The following is a 3,963-nucleotide window of genomic DNA, read 5'->3' as shown; positions in this document are numbered from 1 at the left end:
CTTGTACTTCGTAGGGGCCCAACTGCTCATGCCTACCGGCTATCATGCTGGATTCATGCAGTGAATCCCTCGCACGATTTGTGCAACAAGGCCATCTCACACTACAACTGACTATATTAGAACACGCCAAAAACGCAACCTAAAGCGTGATGGCACTGCTACTGTACTGCTACTCTAGACGCTCTCTAGCGGAGGAAAAGTAACGGCGCCCATTCACTGGGCACCGTTGATGCGACCACTACAGCGATGGTTCTTCAGTCGCAATTTTATCGGCCAGCGCCTTGCGTTCGTCACGAAGCGCACTCACCTCTTTTTGGAGAAGATCGAGTTGTTCGAGCTTAATTTGAATTCTCATGTCGGTCTCACGAAGTTTCGTGCGGTCCTGGTTTGCTGCCATATCAGTAATCCTGTATCTCAGTTCGCGGCATTACGCCGACTTGGCAAGTGTATCCGGGGTGGCAATTTTCCGTCAAACTAAAGTGTAGGTTTCGACTGCGGCATGACGCACTTTCTTTCCTTTAAGGTCATGGTAGTCAATATTTGTGATCTAGGAAATTGAATTACAGAGAACGTAACACAATTCTGACAACAAACACAACATTCAAGGTCAAGTCACCTGCCTTCTCATGTACTACAACGGAAACAACCGTGCGTCCCGCTGCACTTAGACTATATCGCATGCAGCGCATGACCGAACCTCGAAGAGTTGCCTCTTGATTGACCGGCTATTTGCCAGCGCTTACTTGAAGAGCAGAGTTTGCCTGCGACCTATTAGCAAGTTGCTAACATGAGCACGATCTGATTAGGACCGAACCGAAAGGTTTTGGCAGTCCACTCACGACCCTTGCCATCTCTTGCGGAGTCTAGGAGAGAAATCAATGACATTCAAGAATGTGTGCTTGTTGGGGGGGTCAAATTCAATTCTTCGGTACGGCTTTCAACGTGGTCTTTGTAAACCCGGAGATTTAAAGTTGGCCGTTGGCGCAAGCACTTCTTTGCAGAATCTCCACGCGATAGTTTCAAACCGAAGCCGTGTTCTGGATTGTGACGTCATAGTCAGCGAAAGCAATGTTAATGACTTTCACGCGGTATCGGCGGGAGTCGCAACGCTCGAGAGGGCAAAGGAGAGAATTGCGTGGCTTTACGAAGAGATTTACAGAACTGGTCTTCCCGCGATAATTGTCCTCTTTCCAGTAGCGCATAAGAATCCAAATGCGCATAACGTTAAAGAGGCACTAAAGGTTAACTCCTTTCACAGAACGTTGTGTGAAAAATTTGGATTCTTTATTTCCGACATGTCAAACTCGCTAATGGACGTTGACCCTCAGGAAATGGAGGCCCGATACTTACAACCCGAACCACTTCATCCAAATCAGGCAATTTCGTGCCATTTTGGATCAAATCTCAGGCAATGGATTGAAGCCTCAAAGCTGCCATCAAAACATCGCCATACGGAGTCGAATTTCTTTACTAGTGATCTATCCGGGCAGTATGAAAAAAAGAACTCACTTTTCGAGCGGAGCCTCTTTCAACTTGAATCAGCTGTTGAGATTTCTGAACAAGATGGATCCCTTTTGGGTATCGAGACTTGGTCTGACGGCGCATCTGAGCTGGTTATAGATTTCGAAGGTGGGCGTATTGTAAAAAACTATATCCACACCCTTTCATTTCATGAGTTTCAGGTAGAGATACCAAAAGTATTCACGCTTAGATCCAACGTCGGAAAATCTCTAGGGTGCACAGAAAAGTCTCCATTTGTACCGAAAATTGATGTCGCAACTCACCCGGTAAAAATAAGCTCGTTACTTTTCAAAAAGCAAGAGGCTCACTTCGAGACTCCAAAAAACTGCGTCGCGACATCGCTGGATCACTTAATTCCAGACTACCTTTCGTTCAAGCAGTCTTTTCGGGACTTCTATTCGCAGATGAATACATGAGGGAATTTATTCATAAAGTCTCCCCATTGAATAAGGGCGCGTAGATCTTTACGGGGTGTTGGCGTGCTCTCTGAAAAATGGCCCTCCCTGAAGTAGGCTTTCGAGCCAGATGGAGGATTGGAAGATGGGACAAGAGAAGCACAAGCCAGAAGGGATCGTCGTGAAGCTCCGGTAGGTGGACGTCCTCGTGGTGCAGGGCTGGTCGGTGGCCGAGGCGGTGAGGTCCATCGGAATGAAACAGTTCACTTACCACCGGTGGCAGAAGGAATTCGGCGGGCTGAAGACCAATCAAGTCAAGCGGCTCAAGCAACTCGAGAAAGAGAACGAGCGGTTGCTCAAGGCGTTCTCGGACCTGATGCTCGAGAAAATCATTCTCAAGAAGGCCACGTCGGGAGTGGAGGGCGGACCGGTTCAGCCCTGGACAGGTGGCGCCCCTGAGACCCCCCTCGTGCAGGGTAGTTGTCACCGGCCTTCGATCTGAAACTATGCATTGAGGCGGGCGGGACAGGATGACGATTGGCTTGCTCACCAGAACGAAAGGCGGCGGTTCTCGCGAAGATGCTGCCGCCGAACAACATTCCTCTTAGCCGTCTTGGCAAGGAGGAGGGGATCTTGCGGGCGACGCTCGCGAAATGGGGGCTGAGGCGCGGGCGAAGGGCAAGTTGCTGCCCTGAAGCGGATACGCATGTCGAAGGCTGGACGTCGCGGGACAAGCTCGCGGCGCTGAACGAGACGGAACTGGGGGACTATCGCCGCCGCCGCGGGATATTTCCCAAGCAGATCTCCCTTTTGGCGCGAAGCCTGCGAGATGACGAATGACTGGGACCGGACGGCCTCGGCGCGGATTGCCAGGGAAACGAGGGACGACAGGAAGCGCATCAAGGACCTGGAACGGGAACTGGCGCGCAAGGAGAAGGCGCTGGCGGAAGCCGCGGCGCTCCTCGTCCTGAGAAAAAAAGGCGGCGGCGATCTGGAGCCGCAAGATTACCGGCTGGGAGGTCCATGAGCACGAGACCGCGGAGAATGCGGCCGCGCTGCTCGAGCGCGCTGTCTGGGCCGAGAAATGCGTCACCAGCCCGCTAGTTTTGCATGCGGAAGTCCGATGAAAGGCGCGACGATGAAGGTGACGATGGACCGGCTCGGCATCACCGCCTCTTTCAGGCGCCCGCGGGTGAGCAATGACAATGCCTTCTCCGAGGCGCTGTTCCGGACCTGCAAGTGCCGCCCGGGCTGGCCGCCGCGCGGCTTCGCCAGCATCGGGGCCGCGCGGACCTGGGTCCAGAGCTTTGTCGCCTGGTACAATCGCGAGCACCGCCATAGCGCGACCGGGATCAGGGACGGCGCGCCCACGCAGCACGCGTAGCCAGCCGCGCGCCTCTGCCGGCAGAAGCCGTAGCCCGCCGGCCCGGCCTCGTCGCAGCCCGAGATGTCACCTCGCCCGGCAAGCGTCTTCAGCAGCTTGCCGACGCTGGCGGCTGGGTTCTCGAACGTGCCAAGGCCGAGAACCTCGTCCCCTCGCTCTCCACCCGCGATCGCGACCGCAAGCTTGTCCCTGGACATACCGATTCCGGCGCAGATCGTTCCATGGGCGTTCCGCAGGTCGTCCTCCATCGCAAACGGACGGAACCCGCCGCCCCGCGATCAGGATACAGACTGATCCGGCAGGACCGGGCCGGTGAAAAAGACATGCGGTCTTACGCAGCAACGGTCGACGCAGCGCAAGGTGCCGATCGGGCGTGCAGGCGAGGATGCACTCACCGCGGACATCATCATCGCGCTGGCCAACCGGATGCCGTCCTCCGGGTCGCGCCATCGGCCCAGCGTGTGCGGATGAAGGCCGAGTTCGGCACAGGCAAGCGCGCGGCGCGCACCCGCGGCCATCGCCTCGTCGACAAACTCCGCGATTCTCCGGCAATCGGGAGCAGAGCTCATTTGAGCTTGCCCCCGGATCCCGGACTGGGCCGATATTCACTATGCGGCCATTGCGGCAGTCATGTCGATCCGTGTCTGCTCGGGCGTGCGGTAA

5 protein-coding genes and 2 pseudogenes are annotated in these 3,963 nt (G+C 55.3%); 5 read left to right on the top strand and 2 right to left on the bottom strand.

Annotated elements, in window-relative coordinates; genetic code table 11:
• Positions 1-238: 238 nt before the first annotated feature.
• On the bottom strand, positions 239-397 hold the full coding sequence (locus FGX59_RS37990) for a hypothetical protein (protein WP_171061014.1): 159 nt from the start codon (positions 395-397) through the stop codon (positions 239-241).
• A 481-nt stretch (positions 398-878) separates the two neighbouring features.
• On the opposite strand from FGX59_RS37990, the gene FGX59_RS36180 reads away from it, so the two are divergent.
• From FGX59_RS36180 to FGX59_RS36160, 5 genes and pseudogenes are all read left to right on the top strand, one after another.
• Entirely contained in the window at positions 879-1,937 is a 1,059-nt protein-coding gene (locus FGX59_RS36180) for an SGNH/GDSL hydrolase family protein (protein ID WP_138473386.1), read from the top strand.
• 175 nt (positions 1,938-2,112) lie between these two features.
• Positions 2,113-2,331: pseudogene (locus FGX59_RS36175) on the top strand (transposase); the annotation flags it as partial.
• Between the two features lie 164 nt (positions 2,332-2,495).
• Positions 2,496-2,756: a hypothetical protein gene (locus FGX59_RS36170; protein WP_138473385.1), complete on the top strand. Its 261-nt coding sequence runs from the start codon at positions 2,496-2,498 to the stop codon at positions 2,754-2,756.
• Positions 2,746-2,943 (top strand): hypothetical protein, encoded by a 198-nt coding sequence (locus tag FGX59_RS36165; protein WP_138473384.1) that lies wholly within the window; start codon positions 2,746-2,748, stop codon positions 2,941-2,943. The genes FGX59_RS36170 and FGX59_RS36165 overlap by 11 nt, the downstream gene beginning before the upstream one ends.
• Positions 2,944-3,016: 73 nt before the next feature.
• Positions 3,017-3,285, top strand: a pseudogene (locus tag FGX59_RS36160) (integrase core domain-containing protein); the annotation flags it as partial.
• A 293-nt stretch (positions 3,286-3,578) separates the two neighbouring features.
• Here FGX59_RS36160 and FGX59_RS37985 read toward each other — a convergent pair.
• Positions 3,579-3,869: a hypothetical protein gene (locus tag FGX59_RS37985; protein ID WP_171061012.1), complete on the bottom strand. Its 291-nt coding sequence runs from the start codon at positions 3,867-3,869 to the stop codon at positions 3,579-3,581.
• Positions 3,870-3,963: the final 94 nt, after the last annotated feature.

The sequence above is a fragment of the Poseidonocella sp. HB161398 genome, from assembly GCF_005870025.1.
Lineage (GTDB): Bacteria > Pseudomonadota > Alphaproteobacteria > Rhodobacterales > Rhodobacteraceae > Mangrovicoccus.
This window is presented reverse-complemented; position numbering and strand designations above follow the sequence as displayed.